Source organism: Bacillus sp. CD3-5 (assembly GCF_006349665.1).
In the GTDB taxonomy this organism is placed as follows: Bacteria; Bacillota; Bacilli; order Bacillales; family Bacillaceae_G; genus Bacillus_A; species Bacillus_A paranthracis.
Genome location: NZ_VEPX01000002.1, coordinates 298,510 through 316,949 on the forward strand (window position 1 = coordinate 298,510; position 18,440 = coordinate 316,949).

Here is an 18,440-nt window from a genome sequence, read left to right on the forward strand (position 1 = left end):
GATGCGACCACCGTTCATCTGTCATAACTGCAAAAAAAGAATTACGCGAAAGAAAGATCTTATTACTACCACATGGTACTTCCGCTTTTATGTATTTCATAGTGATTGTTTTAAACGACAGCAAGTGTTTCTCTCACGATTTATCCCTGTGAATACACTTATTAATTTCTTTCTTATTATATATGGGCTGATTGTTGGTAGCATTCTTATGACTGTAGAGCCATCTATCATTTGGCTTGTTTTCTTACTTCCAATTTTATATCGGTTTCTTTCCTATTATTATGTTGAACGTTTTTTCTCTAAATGAAAGTTAGACTTTCCTCTAGGAATACTTAAACATTCCCAATCATTTTCTTTTAACATTTTACCGATATAAATCATTTGGCCTATGTGCAAAGCATAATGAGAAATTTGTCTTTCAATTGCTTGCATAACAGTTTGCGCTTCACCGCGAATATATACCGTCTGTAATAAATGTTCCGGCGTTAGCATATTCATCGTTTTAAAAACATATTCCCATCCTTCATTCCATGCTGCGAGTACCTCTTCCTTAGAAGAATAACCACCTTCAAATTCAGCATCTCGGTTACGATCTATTTTTTCACCGTCAGATGTTAAAAAATCCGTCCATCTAGAACGCATATTACCGCGCAAGTGCTTAATTATAATTGCTATGCTATTTGTTTCTTCATGAGAAGACCATTCAATCTGTTCATATGATAATTGTGAAAGCACCCGTTCCCCTTGTTTCTTTGTTGCTTTAAAATTTGAAATGGCACATTGTAAATATTCTTGTCCAATATCCATGTTCTCCCGCCTTTACATTAACTAATTTTTGTTCCATTTGGTAATTCCATATTAGGCTGCAGTAATACAACATCACCAGCTTCAGGTACTCCTCCTAAAACAAGCACTTCTGATTTAAATCCAGCTACACGTTTTGGCGGGAAATTTACAACAGCAACGATTTGCTGACCAATTAAATCGTCCGGGTTATATCTCTTCGTAATTTGAGCACTTGACTGCTTCATTCCAAGCTCTCCAAAATCAATTTCTAGTTTAATCGCTGGCACTCTCGCTTCTTTAAATTCCTCTGCATGTGTTACAGTCCCAATCCGTAAATCCAAAGTTAAAAAATCTTCAAAATTAGCCATTTTATCACTCCTTTCATTTATTACTTAGACAAAACAAAAAAATCCCCTTTAAAAAAAGAAAGGCGCCTAAGCACCTTTCTTTTGTAATTCACTTGATTCATTTGATTTATAGAAGAAGAAACCGAGGATCCCGCCAATACATGATGGGATTAACCATCCTATTCCTTCTTTATATAATGGTAACATTTGTAGTACGTTAGAAATCGCGTCAATTTTAATATTCGCACTTTCTAAACCGTTAAAGAAACTAATTAACAACGCACCTAAAATAGCTCCAATATAAATGGTATTACGCTTCCCAATCCATTTATGGAAGTAAGAAAGTACAATTAATACGATTGCAACTGGATAAATGATCATTAACACTGGTAAAGTAACTGCGATTAATTGTGTTAAACCTAGGTTAGATACAATTAAACTAAATACACATACCATTGTTACAATTGTTTTATGCGAAAGTTTTGGGAATAAGTTTGTAAAGAAGCCCGCACAAGCTGATGTTAATCCAACAGAAGTTGTTAAACAAGCAAGTACAATAACAAGTCCTAATAAAATTTTACCACTTGTTCCATATAACTCATTTACAACATTTGTTAAAATAAGCCCACCATTCTCTGATACCCCAAGTGATGTACTTGTTGAACCAAGATAAGCAAGTGATAAATAGATTAACGTTAAACCAAGTACAGCGATAATACCTGATACTACTGTTATTTTTGCAATTTGATTACTCTCTTTTATTCCTTTAGAGCGGATAACTTGTACAACTACAATTCCAAATACAAGCGCACTAATTGCATCCATCGTTAAATATCCTTGAATAAATCCACCAAAGAAAGCATTTTCCTTGTATGCCTCTAGCGGTGCAGCTGGTTCTCCAATCGGATCAACAATTGCCTTTCCGACAATTACAGCAACAATTAATACTAACAATGGTGTAAGAAATTTCCCGAACCAATCCACTAATTTTGATGGATTTAAAGATAAATACCAAGTTATTCCGAAGAAAATTATAGTGAAAAGAAATAGCATGTACCATTCGGAAACTAATGCTTCTGATAAAAATGGCTTCATACCCATTTCAAATGAAACGGCTCCCGTACGCGGAATCGCGAAAAAAGGTCCAATCGCTAAATAACTAATTAATGGGAAAACAAACGCAAATATAGGGTGAACTCTAGAAGATAGCGCTTTCAAGTCCCCCTCTACAAACGCGACAGCTGTTACAGCTAATAGGGGTAATCCGACTCCCGTTACAAGGAATCCAATTGTAGCAACCCAAACATTCTCTCCAGCTTGTTGCCCTAAAACTGGTGGAAAAATTAAATTTCCTGCCCCTAAAAATAGTGCAAATAACATTAAACCAATTGCTACCGTATCACCTGGCCTTAAACGTCCCTTCATGCTTTTCATTTGCATAGCACTTTTTCATTGTTTATCTCTATTTTCACAATATGCTATGCATCCTCCTCTCTGTTCAAGCTGATAAAATATGCCCCTTACAAAGCAGTGTCTTTCTCCATAATTTCTCCAGTCCCCTTATTTTTACTCTAATTATTAATTTTGATTTTTGATTTTTTTGAATTTTTAAATCATTAGAGTGGTATTGCGTGGAGTATAGTTGTCAGACCTCTTTGTTTTTATCACACATATAGTAACATATTTAGTTGAAAAATAAAAACATATTTTCAAATTGACTTTTTTGAAAATCAAAATTATCTACATTTTTTATTCTTTTGCACAAATATTGTTTCAGACTCACTTATTATCCTATCGTTATTTTCAAATAATTTGTAACATAACAAAAGCCATCCAACATAATTAGACGGCTTTTGCATATTATTCTATCGTTTCAACTTCACGTGGATTTTTCATCTCTTCCACATACACAACTCTAAATCCGTGATCTTCTAAATCTTTCAATAACACCTCTAATTCACCATCGTTAAACTCTTCTCCTAATGTAAACATGATTCTACGAACTAATAAGGCATCATTATCAAAAGTCATTAAACTTTGAATACCTGTATATTTTTTTAATACAGTCGATAATTTTTGAATGGCCCCGTTATAATCCTGTGTCCCTATCATGACAGAATATTTACTAGAATGAACGCCCCAAGCATCTTCTAATAGCTCAAAAACTTTTTTATGCGTTAAAATCCCAAGAAAGACTCCTTTTTCATCAACTACTGATAAATAAGGTAATTTTTTTATTGTAAAAAATACTTTAAAGAACGAAGAATCTTCTCTGACATATCCTTCTTTATCGTTTAATAGTTGTAATACACTCTCTTCCAGTGAACCTTTATATTCTAAAATATCTACTTTATATATATTCCCTAAATATTTCTCTTTTTTTTCATCTAAAACTGGTACACAACGATAACCAGTTTTATTTAAATGCTCTAGCGCTTCCCCTACTGTAATTGAACTTGAGCAAAATAAAACTTCCCTTTTCGGCACATAATTCCCTTTAATCCTCATAAACAGCCTCCTTATGTTAAAATACTTTCTGTGCCATAACTATATTATATTTTCAGAAAAAAATAAATAATTTATTTTATTTTTCTGAAAATTATTCGTTTTCTTGTCATAATTTATTCACGTTTCATTCAATTCTATCCACTACAATACTAAACTTCTTTAAGAAAAATATATTGTAACTTACTCCGAAAAAAGCTAAAATAAGAATAAGAATTTTCTGAATATTCAAAGAGTAGGTGATTACATGTCTTTATTGCGCTCACATATATATAAATTTATCGTTGGTGTTCTCATTATATTTATCATTAGTCCTATTCCAACTTTATTCATTACACATAAATACTCATACATCACCGGCTTTATAAGCATTTTCCATAACTTCGCACAACTTTCTTCGATGACAGTTCCAAAGATTGATTGGATGCACGAATCTATCTTTTTCTCAGCAAATCAGATGGTACATACTGCTAATCATTCAACACCGTTATTCCCTTACATATGGGAAGTATATTTTTTATCGATTGTTCGTTTTACCTTTACTCTAGCGATTGGATTCTTCATCAGCTTAGGCATCGGCCATTTATTTTTTAAAGCACCTCATTCGGTAAAGAGGTTCACTTCTTTATTAAGATGGATACCGTACTCTTTTTGTACTGTATTATTACAATGCTCAGTCTTATTACTACTCCTATACATCGCAAACTTTATAAAGCTTCCTTACTACTCATCTTTTATCATCGTTTGTAGTACTTCCATGATTATCGTTATGCAAGCAATAAAAAAATGGATTCCTTTCTTAAGTAATACAAATGAATATGAAATAAAACAATCTTCTTTCCTTGTAGATACATTGTTTTTGGCACTTACTTCGAATCATAAATCTATTTTAGGTTCCATTATACTTTCATTCGTTTTTATGGAATGCATTTTTCACGCAAGTGGACTATTGCAATTTATCGTTCAATTCGGCGGGAATGCACCTATTATTGTTACAATTAGCTTATTGCTTTTGTATATCCCGTATTGCATACTCTCGTTCCTTCAAACACTGTGGACGACAAACTACTTTAAACAACAATCATACGCTTTAACGAGAAGTATTCCAAAACCTTAATTTGAAATAACCCTCTATAATCTGAAAGTAGGGGGTTATTCCTTTTGTATAGCGGACAAAATAACAGCAAATTCAAAAACCATTGCAGAAACATACCAATATTTACCCTTTTTCTTTGACTATTCTTTTCATTTGGATTTATTATAAAAGTATAACATAATTGCAGGAGGTGACATCTTTATTCCAAGCGACGGAATAGAGAATACACTTGGACATATTAAATATTTTTCTCATCATTATACTTATCCTTATTTCCGGCTTTTTCGTTGCATCAGAATTCGCTGTTGTAAAAGTACGAAAAAGTCGAATTGACCAGCTTGCAAATGAAGGCAATAAACAAGCTTTAGCTGCAAGAAGTGTCATATCTAATTTAGATGTTTATTTATCAGCTTGTCAGCTCGGGATTACAATCACTTCTTTAGGGCTTGGTTGGCTTGGTGAACCGACTGTGGAACATTTACTACGACCGCTCTTTGAAAAGATTAATATTACTGGAACAATGGCAAATACTTTATCCTTTATTATCGCTTTTAGCGTGATTACATTTTTCCATGTTGTATTAGGTGAATTAGTTCCAAAGTCTTTTGCAATTCAAAAAGCAGAGGCAATCACGCTTAAGTTTGCACGACCACTTATTTTATTTGATAAAATTATGTACCCGTTCATTTGGTTACTTAATAGTACGGCTATCTTTTTCACAAAACTACTCGGTTTAGAACCTGCGAAAGAAAATGAACTGGCCCATTCTGAAGAGGAACTACGACTCATTTTAGGTGAAAGTTTCAAAAGCGGCGAAATAAATCAAGCCGAATATAAATATGTAAATAATATTTTTGAATTTGATGATCGAGTTGCGAAAGAAATTATGGTCCCTCGTACAGAAATGATTTGCTTATCTACTGAAAATACGTTAGAAGAAAATATGGATATCGTCGCAACTGAAAAGTATACACGCTACCCTATCATCGAAAAAGATAAAGATGATATTATCGGTATGATCAATACGAAAGAAGTATTTCATGATCAAACGAAAGGCATTCATAAGCCACTTGAATCTTACATACATCCAGTACTAACTGTCTTTGAAACTGTTCCCATTCGCAAAACGTTAGTTCATCTACAAAAGAATCGCGTTCAGATGGCAATCGTCATGGATGAATATGGTGGTACTGCTGGCCTTTTAACAATGGAAGATATTCTCGAAGAAATCATTGGAGAAATTCAAGATGAGTTTGATGCAGATGAATCACCTATGATTGAAAAACGTACGCCTAAACTTACTGTTCTAGATGGAAAAGTACTTATTTCTGAAGTAAATGATATGTTTGGCTTACATATTGATGAAAGCGACTTAGATACAATTGGAGGCTGGCTATTATCGCAAGCAGTTGACGTAAATATTGAAGCTGGCTACTCCATCGAATATGCCGGTTTTCAATTTAAGGCATTAGAACTTGATGGACATCAAGTGAAAAAAATTGCTGTACATAAATTAGATATAAAAAAGGAGTTATAAAGTGACTGTTTTCTTAACAATCTGTATCATTGCCTGTTTCATTATTTCATTCCTAGCTTTTATTTATCCTATTATCCCGGGCATCCTAGCCGTCTGGGCTGGATATTTCATTTACCATTTCGGTATAAATGGTGGAGAACTAACAACTTCTTTTTGGATTATTCAAGTCATTTTCACACTATTCATTTTCGTTGCTGATTTTATTGCAAATGGATATTTCTTAAAAAAATATGGAAGTTCTAAATGGGGAGAACGTGTCGGTATGATTTCTATCATTGTCGGATCTTTCTTCTTCCCACCATTCGGTTTAATTATCATACCGTTCTTATCTGTATTTATTACAGAACTCATGCATAAAAAAGCGCCAAAAGACGCCTTTCTAGTAGGAGTTGCTACTGTAGTTGGTTTTTTAAGCAGTACAGTAGCGAAAGCCATTCTCCAAATCATTATGATTATCATATTTGTATGTTATATCGTCTTTTAACCATCCCAATTTCGGGATGGTTTTTTAATAGGAAATACCTACCCGGCTATTCTCATATTGGTTTTCACTACACAGATTCCACGTAAATTGCGCTGTATCACCAACTGTTATTTTTTCTCCTCCTTCTGGTAATACATCTTTTTCAGTTCGATATATACCTGTCACATCACCGTCAATTAAATGCGTCGGACAAACGACCGTCCAGCATAAATTACTACTACTAAGTATCTTATATGCAGCTAAATGATCTTCTGCTGCTGTTGTCGACTTTCTCTTTGATTCCGTTGATTGAAAACGATATAAATTTAGATTTGTTCTTGCTTGTAAAATACCGGCTGTTCCTATTGTAATGATTTTACGAACTCCTTCTTCTTCCATTTTCTTTATAATTTGTGGCATACTCTTCGCTAACGTCCCATTTTGATCCGTTCCAAGTGCACTAATTACTATATCGCTTCCTTCTATCGCTTTCTTTATATCATTTTCATTTAATACATTACCTTCTATAACTCGTAATCTTTCATGATTTATTTCTACTCTACTTGAATCACGCGCTAATGCAGTCACTTCTGCTGAATCTTTTAATGCTAATTTAATTATGTTTGAACCTACTCGCCCTGTTGCTCCCAATATACATACTTTCATTTGTTTTCCCCCTCTTTCATTCTTTCTCTATTTTTCAATAATCTCAATCAATTTACAACAAAAAAGCTTCCTCACATAAAAGAGGAAGCTCTATTATTACATTATTTCTTTTCTTTAGAATCCGTAGACTTCTCAGTTCCACTTGTTTCTTTATCCTTTTTATCCTCTTGTTGTGTTGTTGTATCGTCTTCTTTCTTCTTGTCCTCACCTTTACTACAACCTACCATTAATAAAGAACTTGCAAGTGCCATAGCAGTTAATGATTTAACCCATTTGTTCATTTGCGTTTCCTCCTTTTGATAGAATATGTACAATCCCATATTACTCTCTATTTTTAAAGGAAAGATTGAAAAATAGTAAATAAACGGTAAATATTTGTAAATTTTCTGATAATAACTATGTACATATAGTCATTTTTCTCCACGAAAAGTAAAAAACTAAGGCGCCTATCTTTCCGCCTTAGTCTCTTATGCAAACTTCTCATTTTCATATACATGTTTAATCTTATACTCTTTCTTCACGACATATTGCCATACACTATAGGCATAACGATTCATTTTCAGGAAGCAGTTTTCTAAAAACGAGCGAAATTCTGGATTTGCAACTTCAACTGCCACTTGAGCAAACTTTAACGCTAACCGTTTCAAATGCGAAATATAACAAGTTGCAATATAAATATCACCTGTATATTTACTATCAGTTTCCTTTTCCATTTCATGAAAATGAAATAAAATTGGTTCACAAGTTATATGCTGTACATTCTCTCCTTCTTGAAAATTCACTTGTTCATTATATGCTTGCAACATATATGGTAAATGATGCTGTAATAGCTCCTTTAATTCTTCGTCTCTTACCTGTCCTGTATACTCCCCAACCTTATATATAAGCATATAACTATACCTCATCAATTCTTTCATACAATCCATGAAAGTGCCTCCCTACTTTTTGTCTATATGCTATAAATATGATGCTATAACATTTGCTATTCTTGCTAAAAACCAATCCCATTTACTAATTTTCTCAAAATCTTCTTCCGAAAATCTTTTTGATTTATGGAAGTCTTCTTTTAGTCGATCCCATACGTCAGCAACAACTGTTTTATCATATACGACACAATTAGATTCACAATTTAAATAAAAACTTCTATTATCAAAATTCGCTGTACCTATATCAACAATTTCTCCATCAATGATTGTTACTTTCCCGTGAAAAAAACCATTCCGATATTGATAGATCTCCGCCCCAGCATGGTTCATCTCTCTCAAATACGGATAGGCAGCTTGTTTTAACAATACTGCATCACTTTTAAATGGTACGAGAATTTTCACATTGACACCGCGGTTTAATGCACCTTTTAACTCTTTCATCATTTCTTTACTTGGTACAAAATATGGTGTAGCAATAATTAAAGACTTTTTAGCCTGCTTTAAAAACGCTCCATATTTTTCCCATAACCCTTTTCCATCTGAAAATAAATATTGATATTTTACATTCCCAATTGCAGGTAGACTTTCATGTACAGGCATTTTTTCTCCCGTATCTTCTTTCCAGTCAGCAGCAAATTTTCTTTCCATATCCGTGGCACCATTCCCCTTAACTCGCACATGATAATCACGCCACTGGCCAAATTTCGGATCTTGTCCAAGGTATTCCTTTCCGATGTTAAAGCCGCCGATATATGATACTTTTCCGTCTATCGTAACAATTCGTCTATGATTTCGCTGATGCAACGAATAGAATAAATGTTTCAATTTAGGTTTTTTACTAAACGTAAACTGGACACCATTGCTTTGTAGTTGACGAATTACCTTTTTCTTCAGCTTATATCCACCTATTCGATCGACTGACAATTTCACTTCTACTCCGCTAGATGCCTTTTTCTCGAGCAACTGCAAAAACTCTTTGCTTATTTCATCTTTACCTACAATATAAAAATGGATATATATGTACTTCTCCGCATTACGTATATCCTCAAATAAATTCGTATATAACTCTTCACCGTTCGTATACAGTTGAAATTCACCTAATCGAACTTGTCCTACTTCATATTCACTAGCCATTTTTTTCCCCATTTCCACATCGATGTTCATCCAAATGAATACACCTATTACACAAAGGATTACAACGAAAAAGTGTTTCATGGATATTTTCCTTTCTCCACTTACTGTTATTTCTATATCTTCCCTTTTTTAATACAATATCATTCAAGAAAATATGTCATTGCATGATATATGTCCATATCAAACGATAGCTCATTTGCATATTGTATGTTGTATCTTAAAATAAAAGGAGGAAATAACAATGGGCTTCGCACATGGTAATGGATTCGCGCTATTAGTCGTATTATTTATCCTCTTAATCATCGTCGGTGCTGCTTGCTTCTGCTAAGTAGTTATTGTCACATGATATGCGGATAGAAAAACTATAAAAGCGGACACCTATTTTTAGGTGTCCGCTTTTCATATGAAGAACATTTCGCTCTGTTATAATACCTTTAACAACTAAATATTCAATTCAAAAAGTTAGTAATGTAGCTACTTTCTTACTCTCTGCCTTACGTATATGACGTTGTTCTGCACGTAACACTGCAATGCGATGCAATTCTTTCTCTTCCTCTGTTTCAGGGATTACTCGCGGCACAGGAACTGGATTATTCTCCTTACTCAGTGCAACAAAAGTAACAAAAGACGTTGCTGCGATACGCTTCTCACCTGAAATTAAATCTTCCGCTACTACCTTCACAAATACTTCCATAGAAGTTCTACCCGTCCAAATTACAAAGGATTCATAACTAACACAATCTGAAGAGCGAACAGGATGTAAGAAATCTACCCAATCCATAGAGGCTGTGACACATTCTTTTCTTGCATGCCTCGTTGCTGAAATAGAAGCAACCATATCCATCTCGGCTAATATCTTTCCACCAAATAGCGTATTGTGATCATTTAAATCTGTTGGAAATACTCGGCTCGTTTTAAACACTCTGGACTCATTAGCTGTTTTTCCCTTTACTTCAGTCATTGTTATCACCTCTTTAATTATTTAACCCGCTATTTGTAGACAATAAGAATCCCACCACAAAATTCGGCTAGAGCAAAGAAGTTTGGCAAGAGTTCCCTTCCCCATTCACACTTGAACAGTATGAGCCTATTACAACTACTCATTTAATATTAACAACATTCAGAACTCTTAGTCCATAAAAAAGAACCGATGTGATCAATCGGCTCCTCTAAATACATATTGCTCTTTCGGCTGTTCAACTTTATTCCATTTCGTTACTTCTAAAACAGGAATATTCGCATGGAACGGCTGATAAAATTCAGTAGAAATTTCTCCCTCTATTTGAATCCAATCATCGTTTTTCCATTCTACCCCTTCTGGTTTTTTCACTAACATACCATATACACCCGAATCTGCTACACAATGTATAATACCGAAACGGAATAAGAAATATTGTTCTTTTTTAGAAGAATCATCTTTGAAAACAAAACCTTTAAATGATAATTTTTTCCCAGTAAATTCGCCAGGATAATTATAAATTGTTTCCATTCCCTTTAGAAAGTTTTCATCATTTAAAGTAACACTATCTTTCGTTACAAACTCTTTCTTCCCTTTCTCCATTACACCACGGTATCCTTCTTTTCCGTAGTATATACTCGTGTCAGGTCTTAAAAATTGCCTTCTCATAAATGGATCTGTACTTTCCGCTTGTGCAACAGGAAAGTGAAACCCTTTCGCTTTAACAATATCAGAATCTAACGTTGCAATCGGGAAAAATAATCCTGAAACAATCGGAAAACAAAACAATGTGTACGAAAATACTTTTTTCCACCATGTATTCTCATCTTTTGAGTGGTCATGCCCGCAATGGCTATGATCACAACTACAATCCTGTTTTCCTTGTTCTTTCTCATGTTCTTTTTGGAAAACGATAATAATTTGAACGATCGTTAAGAAACCTAAAATAATAGCTGCTGTTGTTGATAAATAGGCATACTTCATATTGATATACTTCGTAATATTACCTGAAATATGAAGCTGCGCGATTAAGATTGTAAAACCTAATAATATATATGCTCGAAACATAACCTACCACCCCATCGCATAAATGAGTAGTGAGCTTGCATAAACAACAAGTGTAACTGTAACTGTAACGACAATTACAAATTTCGTTTTAAATGTCGCAAGCATCATAAACATATTTTTAATATCCACCATCGGTCCATATACGAGGAACGCGACAAGTGATGCTGTTGAAAAAGTACTTTGGAATGATGAAGCAATAAACGCATCTGCTTCTGAACAAAGTGATAAAATGTAAGCAAGTCCCATCATAACAGCAGGTGAAGAGAACGGCCCTTGCCCTATAGCAAGTAGTGTTGAAGTTTGTACGAACGTTTGAACTGCCGCTGCAATTAACGCACCTAATACTAAATATTTTCCCATCGAGAAAAATTCCTCAACAGCATGCGTACATACATCCCACATTTTTTTACGTAATGGACGCTTATGATTCACTTCTGGGAAGTGATCATCTCGTAATTGATGTTCTTTAAACATAAATGATAATATAATTCCAACGATAATTGCTACGATAATCGCTACAATAGAACGATACCATACCATGTGCATACTACTTCCAAAGGCAACATATGTTGCAAATAATACGACCGGATTAATAATTGGCCCAGTTAACATAAATGCAATCCCAGCATATGGCGGAACCCCTTTTCCGATTAATCGCCTAACAATCGGAACGATTCCACATTCACAGCCCGGAAACATCATCCCTAAAAAAGTAGCCATTAAAACAGACAGAAATCGATTTTTCGGCATCCATTTTGCTACCATATCTTCTGTCACAAACATTTGAATGAATCCTGAAATAAATACACCAATGAGCACAAAAGGAAGTGCTTCGATCAATATGGAGATAAAGATTGTATTCATTTGCAGGAATGCTTTCGGTAATTGAAACAATTCCATGATGTATTTCCTCCAACTTTTCATTAACAATATGTAATTTTAACCCCATTTTATGAATTGAACAAGACTTATACGGAATTCAGCCCTCTCATATACATTACATTTTATAGGTTTTATTCTATTCGAAACTTTCGATTTCATAGCAAAAAAGCTGCTCTAGCGCAGTTATGCAACTATGCTAGAGCAGCTTTCTTACCGTTAAAAGTAACGTTTCTTCCAAAATACAAATGCTAAAGCGCAAGATAATGTTGCACATATTATAAGTACAATTACAAAACCTTGAGCCTCACCTTCAAACGGAACCTTTACGTTCATTCCAAAGAAACTAGAGACCATCGTTGGTAATGATAATATGATTGTAATAGACGTTAACAGCTTCATAACACTGTTTAAATTATTTGATATAACGGAGCTAAAAGTATTCATCATTCCACTTAAAATGTGACTATATATTTCCGCCATTTCAATCGCCTGTTTATTTTCGATTAATACATCTTCTAATAAATCTTGATCGTCTTCATACATTTTTAAAAATGTACTGTTACGCATTAATTTTTGAATTACAATTTTATTCGCCTTTAATGATGTTGTAAAGTAAACTAAACTTTTTTCAAGGCCTAGCAATGTGAAAATCTCTTTATTTTTCATCGATTTATTTAATTGGTGCTCTAAATCAATTGTTTTTCTGTTAATTTGCTTTAAGTATCTTAAATAATAAGTAGAAATTGTATATAAGAGCTGAAGTGCAAAGCGTGTCTTTTTAAACGTATAAAATTCTTTAATACGTTGATTAATAAAACGTTCAAAAATTGGATTTTCTTCTAAACAAATTGTCACAAAGCAATCTGGCATTACAATCATACCTATTGGAATCGTGTCATAAATCGAATTTCCTTCTTCATCATGTCTAACTGTTGGAATATCCACAATTATTAAAGTATTATTGTCTTCCTTTTCAATACGAGAGCGTTCTTCATCATCTAAAGGGTCTTTAATGAAATCTAAGTCCACATTTAAAGTTTGTACTAGATATTGAATTTCTTCTTCCGTTGGATGAAGTACATTAATCCAGCAACCCTTTTGCATTTCCTCAACCTCTTGTAGTTTTCCGTTTCGGTCTGTTAAATAAATATTTAACATACTATCACCCCGATTCTTTTTACATGTAGGAATCTACCTCTCTTAAACAACAGTTTTTGAACCGCCATTCTCAGCATATGAAACATACGTTTAAATTTCAATAGAAAAATTATTTTGAAAACGTTTTTACAAGAAAAATATTATAAACAAAGAAAAAGACAGAGTGCTCTCTGCCTTAAAAAGCTTATGTTGCCTTTATAACATATTTAGAAAGCATCCACAAGTTAAAGCCAACTGAAATCGTATAACCAGCGTATGTTGAAATAATAAAACTTACATAATCAAAATACGGAAGCAATACAATATTTAAAACTATCTTCACAATAATGCCAATCACTAACCCTAACACTGTTTTCTGTTGTTGATTAATTCCTTGCAACATTGCAGCCGTTACTGTAAAAAGCGAAAATAGTATACAAGCAGGAGCGTAATACTGTAAAATAACGCTTCCCATCCCCGGATCATTTCCGGCACCAAATAAAAGAGTATACACTGGTTTTGCTAACACCATCATTCCAATTGCCGCGGGTATCGTAATACCTACTACTAATAGATTCGTCCTCGTAAAATGTTTGTACAGTAACTTCACATTTCCTGCTGTATAAGCTTTTGTCATCTCAGGTACGAGTGACATACTAAAAGCGGTCGCAACGGAAACTGGGATAAGTACAACCATCTGAACAAGTCCAATTATTGCATTAATCTTCTCTGCTTCTCCTTGCATATATCCCATTTGTATAAGCAATTTATTAATTGTAAATGTGTCAATCGTCTGATACAACGGAATTGCTAAACCAACCACAACAAATGGTATTGAATATGTAAAGAGCTCCTTATAGAGTGAGAAAAAAGATTTCGTTGTTTGTGGTATACTTGCCATTTCTTTTTTCTTTAAGTGCTTTCTTCTCCTTATGTAATACGCACTTAAAACAGTGAGTCCACCTATCGCTCCCATAAAAGCACCGAATGTTGAAATACCAACAGCTAGTGAGATAGAGGCTTTTAAAATATATAAAACGACAAAACTTCCTATCAAAATGGTTAATACCCGAAAAAATTGCTCTACAACTACACTTAGAGCAGAAGGCCCCATCGATTGGAACCCTTGAAAAAAGCCCCTTAATAAACTCATTACTGGTACAAGTATTAACGCAAAACTGACAATTTGAATATTAGTAGTGACCGCCGCTACACTATTCCCCGTTTGATCATTTCCATCGATTACAAGTTTAGCCAAATGCGGAGCTAGCATATATAACGTAAAACACGAAATAACTCCCATTATAAACATAAACACCATTCCACTTTTCAGCACTCTCTTAACCGTATGATAATCATTTAGTTGATCATATTTTGATACCATCTTTGAAACCGCAAGTGGTAATCCCATCGTCGCAATGCTGAGCATAATCGTATATGGACGATATGCATACGTGTATAACACGTACCCACTCGTACCGACCATAGCTGTAAATGGTATAACATATATAAACCCTAACATTTTAGATATCATCGTTGCCATTGTTAAAAATATCGTTCCACGTATAAACGGTGACCCTTTCATCACATTCCTCCGCTACGCTTTATTATTACACATTATGGACAACTCCTTTTTTTTAGAACCGAAACAAACAAAAAAGCCAATGAAAAATCATTGACTTTAACGTGCCGCTTTTTTCTTTTTGAAATACTTTAAACCGAAGTATAGAGCAATAAAGAGAATCGCTCCTATAATTATGTAATGTGTGTAATCAGATGCATACTCTTTAATATGTCGCCAATTTCCACCAAGCTTTTCACCTAAATATATAAATAGTATTGACCATGGAATAATCGCAACTACTGTATACAGTGTGAATAGTTTTAATGGCATCTTAGCTAATCCTGCTGGAATAGAAATTGCATGACGTACGACTGGGATAAAACGTGCCGAAAAGATTACTCCTGCTCCGTAACGCTTAAACCAATTTTCTGCTATGTCTAAATGGTGTTTATTAATAAGCAGATATTTCCCATATTTCTCTACAACTGGACGTCCTCCGTAGTATCCAAGCCAGTATAAAAAGATTTGGGCTAAAGTACCACCGATTGTTCCAGCAATAACTGCACCAACAAAGCTAATTTTACCATCTGCGACTAAAAAGCCAGCATACGAAAGTACAATTTCACTCGGGATAATTTCAATCATTAAAGCTAGTGCTACTCCAAAGTAACCTAAACTTGCAAAAAATTGCAATAACTGATCTATTATGCTTGCTAACATTTTATTTTCTATCTCCTTTTTTCTTCACATACCATCCCATTATTACATAAAGGTTGCATTCTGCCAATATCTTCATGCCGACAATATCACCGACATACGCATTATTAATCTATTACTATTTCTTTCTGAGGTTCTTTTATGTAGGCAAACATTTGTTTAATTTGCTCTTCTGTATTTCTAGCAATCGATAAATTAGGCAGTTCATCCTCACCAAAAAACTCCACATCATCTGTTTCAATACTAGTTTTCTTTTCACCACCAATAATTTTACAGCCAATAAAAATTTTATATACATGCGTTGCTGAAGGCGATGGTTGATGTTTTTCTTTATCAAATATAGCGAGTAGCTTAAAATCATCTACTATAAACCCCGTCTCCTCTAAAACTTCTTTTGCTGCTACTTCTGTCGGCGTATAGCCGATATCAGCCCATCCACCTGGCAGTGCCCATTTTCCATCACTTTTTTCTTTCACAAATAATAACTTTTCATTTTGAAAAACGACTGCTCTTATATCGACTTTAGGTGTTTGATAGCCTGTCTCGCTTGCAAATAACTTCTCTACAACTTCCCAATCTGTCTTAGTGTAATGTGACATCATCGAAATGGAAATATCCCGTAATTGTTGGAAACGTTCTATATCATACACATCCTTAGAATACGTTAAACCCGCTTGAGCTATAGATTGTATTTGTTTTGCCCACTCAATCCATTTTACTGTCATGTTTCCACACCCCATTCTTTATTAAGTACATATTACGTCAATTCTACCAATACATCTTTATTATACAAAAAAAGAGATTGATAATGTTCCAATCTCTTTCAAAATTAATCCAATTCATGTAAATGATCTTGTATATACTTTCTTCTTTTATTTATATATTCCTCAATCATATCAGCTTCTTGATCAAATGTTTCTAATTTTTCTTTCATATATGGATCTTGTAGTAAATAAGGACGAATCGATTCACACAAACTTTCTACTTTCGGCATCATAAATGAAACGGTAAATTGTTCTGCTAATATTTCTTCTAAAATACTTCGGTATTGTTTTCTAAATATAGGTATATCTAACAATCTTGCACTTAATGTGTTATAACCTTGAATACGAATATACTCATGATTAAGTGGTCTCCCTTGTACATCTCGCCCCCAAGTCGCATCATAATCCCACGGTATCACTTCAAATAAGTTCGTTTCATCGTTATGATATAGTGCATAGTTATGAACAAAACCATCAAAGTTTTGCGTAAAAATGACGCCAGCTAACCACCTTAAATATTTGTCTACATGCAAAAACTTTCCAATTTCTTTTTCATAAGCTTCCCTTGACAAAGCGTTCGCTTGAAATACAAATTCACTCAGCTGTTCTTCACTATTTTCATTCGAATATTTAAATTCATAACCTGCAAAAAGCTCGGTCTTAACATCTTTATCTCTCTCACTCATTAAAGAAAAATTCGCATCATCATCTATCGCATAATAAATAGAACCACTCGGTAATCCTCTATTTTTCAAAAAATTTTCATCCACTGATTCTAACTGTAAATATACACCTTGAATTTGACCATTAATTTTTATAAACACATGTTGTGATTTCGGTGAAAGTACACCAATATCATGAAAAAAGTCTAAAGATAATTTATTTCGTATGAGAGACGGATCCATAAACTCAGAATTTAAATGAAACTCTTTCGCACCTTGAAATTTTTTCGGTTTATAAAACATAACATGATAAGATTTCTTCTCAAATTCACGAATATGAGCACCCCGATATACGATATCAATGTCATACTTCTTTTTTCCATAAGTTAATTTTGCTGGCACTGGACTGTCTGACCAAATGTCTTTTTTCAATTCCACTAGGTTCATTGGATGAATAAAAAAATCATATGAAGGTAGCATATTTTCACATCCCTTCTCAGTTCTCTTCATTCAATGTATGCACTTTGCCTTGTCCATACATCCGCTATCAACCATTTATATAAAATTACACTCTTGTCCTGTTCAGAAAGATACCTATATACATATCCTGTTAATGAAAAAGAATACCTTTTCACCTGAATACATGATAAGGAGGATTTCTATGAAACGTGATATTAGAAAAGCTGTTGAGGAAATCAAAAGTGCGGGGATGGAAGATTTCTTACATCAAGATCCAAGTACGTTTGATTGTGATGATGATTGCACTACAAAAATAGAGTGTAGCGAAGATTGTAACTGCCCTACAACAAAATGTACTCGCGTGAAACATTGTACGTTCGTTACAAAATGTACGCATGTTAAAAAGTGGACATTTGTTACGAAATGTACGCGTGTGCGCGTTCAAAAATGGACGTTCGTTACGAAAGTAACACGTAGAAAAGAATGTGTGTTAGTTACAAAACGCACTCGCAGAAAGCATTGTACGTTCGTTACAAAATGTGTACGCTTTGAAAAGAAATTTTACTGGACAAAACGATGTTACTGTAAAAAATGCGAATTCTTCCCTAATGGACACGGTGGCTCTTGCGACGATTCGTGTGATGATGGAAATAAACGGAACGACTGCACAGGTGGCAGACATAAATTCCCATCTTGCAAACACAAGAAATTTGATCACTTTTGGTATAAAAAACGTAATTGCTAGTTTTTATGCCTACAAAAAAAGGCC

Annotated in this window: 22 protein-coding genes; 6 read left to right on the forward strand and 16 right to left on the reverse strand. The window is 34.0% G+C overall.

Translation table 11 applies throughout. The features are described 5' to 3' along the window. Position 1 precedes the first annotated feature (1 nt). A complete protein-coding gene (locus FH036_RS06575) occupies positions 2-307 on the forward strand; it encodes a permease (RefSeq protein ID WP_139895542.1) in 306 nt (101 codons plus the stop codon). On the opposite strand, the gene FH036_RS06580 is transcribed toward FH036_RS06575, so the two are convergent. The 4 genes from FH036_RS06580 to cbpA form a co-directional block, all read right to left on the reverse strand. Next, positions 280-807, reverse strand: coding sequence for a DUF1572 domain-containing protein (locus FH036_RS06580; protein ID WP_139895543.1), 528 nt, complete (start codon positions 805-807; stop codon positions 280-282). The genes FH036_RS06575 and FH036_RS06580 overlap by 28 nt on opposite strands. A gap of 17 nt (positions 808-824) precedes the next feature. Continuing rightward, positions 825-1,154 (reverse strand): chaperone CsaA, encoded by a 330-nt coding sequence (gene csaA / locus FH036_RS06585; protein WP_139895544.1) that lies wholly within the window; start codon positions 1,152-1,154, stop codon positions 825-827. A 66-nt stretch (positions 1,155-1,220) separates the two neighbouring features. Then, positions 1,221-2,558, reverse strand: a complete 1,338-nt coding sequence (gene brnQ4, locus FH036_RS06590) for a branched-chain amino acid transport system II carrier protein BrnQ4 (protein ID WP_014297788.1) — start codon at positions 2,556-2,558, stop codon at positions 1,221-1,223. A gap of 435 nt (positions 2,559-2,993) precedes the next feature. After that, the gene (cbpA, locus tag FH036_RS06595) at positions 2,994-3,641 is read right to left on the reverse strand and encodes a cyclic di-AMP binding protein CbpA (protein WP_044790767.1); all 648 of its coding nucleotides are present in this window, start codon (positions 3,639-3,641) and stop codon (positions 2,994-2,996) included. Between the two features lie 244 nt (positions 3,642-3,885). On the opposite strand from cbpA, the gene FH036_RS06600 reads away from it, so the two are divergent. The 3 genes from FH036_RS06600 (at position 3,886) to FH036_RS06610 (ending at position 6,755) form a co-directional block, all read left to right on the forward strand. Continuing rightward, positions 3,886-4,755, forward strand: coding sequence for a hypothetical protein (locus FH036_RS06600; protein ID WP_044790766.1), 870 nt, complete (start codon positions 3,886-3,888; stop codon positions 4,753-4,755). A gap of 208 nt (positions 4,756-4,963) precedes the next feature. Then, complete coding sequence (locus FH036_RS06605) at positions 4,964-6,271, forward strand: hemolysin family protein (protein ID WP_103626181.1); 1,308 nt, start codon at positions 4,964-4,966, stop codon at positions 6,269-6,271. Position 6,272: 1 nt separating this feature from the next. After that, positions 6,273-6,755 carry a DUF456 domain-containing protein gene (locus FH036_RS06610; protein ID WP_044790764.1) on the forward strand — a complete coding sequence of 161 codons (483 nt, stop codon included), beginning with the start codon at positions 6,273-6,275 and terminating at the stop codon, positions 6,753-6,755. Between the two features lie 24 nt (positions 6,756-6,779). Here FH036_RS06610 and FH036_RS06615 read toward each other — a convergent pair whose 3' ends face one another. The 4 genes from FH036_RS06615 to cls all read right to left on the reverse strand — a co-directional run bounded on the left by FH036_RS06615 (position 6,780) and on the right by cls (position 9,541). Continuing rightward, a complete protein-coding gene (locus FH036_RS06615) occupies positions 6,780-7,400 on the reverse strand; it encodes an NAD(P)-dependent oxidoreductase (RefSeq protein ID WP_139895545.1) in 621 nt (206 codons plus the stop codon). A gap of 101 nt (positions 7,401-7,501) precedes the next feature. After that, the gene (locus FH036_RS06620) at positions 7,502-7,681 is read right to left on the reverse strand and encodes a hypothetical protein (RefSeq protein WP_001045960.1); all 180 of its coding nucleotides are present in this window, start codon (positions 7,679-7,681) and stop codon (positions 7,502-7,504) included. A 186-nt stretch (positions 7,682-7,867) separates the two neighbouring features. After that, positions 7,868-8,326 (reverse strand): spore coat protein, encoded by a 459-nt coding sequence (locus FH036_RS06625; RefSeq protein ID WP_139895546.1) that lies wholly within the window; start codon positions 8,324-8,326, stop codon positions 7,868-7,870. Between the two features lie 30 nt (positions 8,327-8,356). Next, positions 8,357-9,541 (reverse strand): cardiolipin synthase, encoded by a 1,185-nt coding sequence (gene cls, locus FH036_RS06630; RefSeq protein WP_000680142.1) that lies wholly within the window; start codon positions 9,539-9,541, stop codon positions 8,357-8,359. A 160-nt stretch (positions 9,542-9,701) separates the two neighbouring features. On the opposite strand from cls, the gene FH036_RS06635 reads away from it, so the two are divergent. Continuing rightward, positions 9,702-9,788, forward strand: coding sequence for a YjcZ family sporulation protein (locus FH036_RS06635; RefSeq protein WP_000505094.1), 87 nt, complete (start codon positions 9,702-9,704; stop codon positions 9,786-9,788). Positions 9,789-9,914: 126 nt separating this feature from the next. Here FH036_RS06635 and FH036_RS06640 read toward each other — a convergent pair whose 3' ends face one another. The 8 genes from FH036_RS06640 to cotH form a co-directional block, all read right to left on the reverse strand. Further along, positions 9,915-10,421 carry an acyl-CoA thioesterase gene (locus tag FH036_RS06640; protein ID WP_000141167.1) on the reverse strand — a complete coding sequence of 169 codons (507 nt, stop codon included), beginning with the start codon at positions 10,419-10,421 and terminating at the stop codon, positions 9,915-9,917. 195 nt (positions 10,422-10,616) lie between these two features. Further along, a complete protein-coding gene (locus tag FH036_RS06645; RefSeq protein WP_000488049.1) occupies positions 10,617-11,486 on the reverse strand; it encodes a TIGR03943 family putative permease subunit in 870 nt (289 codons plus the stop codon). Positions 11,487-11,489: 3 nt separating this feature from the next. Further along, on the reverse strand, positions 11,490-12,386 hold the full coding sequence (locus FH036_RS06650) for a permease (RefSeq protein WP_000418724.1): 897 nt from the start codon (positions 12,384-12,386) through the stop codon (positions 11,490-11,492). Between the two features lie 198 nt (positions 12,387-12,584). Continuing rightward, on the reverse strand, positions 12,585-13,526 hold the full coding sequence (locus FH036_RS06655) for a magnesium transporter CorA family protein (protein ID WP_000932394.1): 942 nt from the start codon (positions 13,524-13,526) through the stop codon (positions 12,585-12,587). A gap of 184 nt (positions 13,527-13,710) precedes the next feature. Continuing rightward, positions 13,711-15,090 (reverse strand): putative polysaccharide biosynthesis protein, encoded by a 1,380-nt coding sequence (locus tag FH036_RS06660; protein WP_139895547.1) that lies wholly within the window; start codon positions 15,088-15,090, stop codon positions 13,711-13,713. Between the two features lie 96 nt (positions 15,091-15,186). Next, a complete protein-coding gene (gene uptA, locus FH036_RS06665; protein ID WP_000881205.1) occupies positions 15,187-15,789 on the reverse strand; it encodes an undecaprenyl phosphate transporter UptA in 603 nt (200 codons plus the stop codon). A gap of 104 nt (positions 15,790-15,893) precedes the next feature. After that, entirely contained in the window at positions 15,894-16,511 is a 618-nt protein-coding gene (locus FH036_RS06670; RefSeq protein WP_138322118.1) for an NUDIX hydrolase N-terminal domain-containing protein, read from the reverse strand. 104 nt (positions 16,512-16,615) lie between these two features. Further along, a complete protein-coding gene (gene cotH, locus FH036_RS06675) occupies positions 16,616-17,692 on the reverse strand; it encodes a spore coat protein CotH (protein ID WP_000937980.1) in 1,077 nt (358 codons plus the stop codon). Positions 17,693-17,873: 181 nt separating this feature from the next. Here cotH and exsB point away from each other — a divergent pair, with 181 nt between their 5' ends. Further along, positions 17,874-18,416: an exosporium protein ExsB gene (gene exsB, locus FH036_RS06680; protein ID WP_139895548.1), complete on the forward strand. Its 543-nt coding sequence runs from the start codon at positions 17,874-17,876 to the stop codon at positions 18,414-18,416. The last annotated feature ends 24 nt before the right edge of the window (positions 18,417-18,440 follow it).